Below are 283 nucleotides of genomic sequence, written 5' to 3' on the forward strand. Positions count from 1 at the left end.
TGGGAGAAGGAGCTGGCCGCCTGCCTCCGCCGCGAGTTCCGCGACAAGATCGCGCGCCGGCTGAAAGGGCATCACATCCGCGGGTTTTCGCATGATTATATCACGGGCTTTATCCGCAGGAACAAGAAGGCCTGGCCTTATTTCTTCCGGACGGATATCGCTAAGTTTTACCCGGCTATCCGGCACCGCGACCTGATCGTCGGCTGCCAGGTGGCCTACCGCGAACTGCTGGGCCTGGACTACGTGCCCAAAGCCTTTAAGAAACGCTATGTGCCCAACCTGA

General features: G+C 59.4%; 1 protein-coding gene. It reads left to right on the forward strand.

Features of this window, described 5'->3' with window-relative positions:
* A partial coding sequence (locus ACFO6W_RS06480; protein WP_379994585.1) for a hypothetical protein occupies positions 1–283 on the forward strand: 283 nt, incomplete at both ends.

Origin of the sequence: Dysgonomonas termitidis (genome assembly GCF_042654545.1) — a bacterium.
GTDB classification, from domain to species: Bacteria; Bacteroidota; Bacteroidia; order Bacteroidales; family Dysgonomonadaceae; genus Dysgonomonas; species Dysgonomonas termitidis.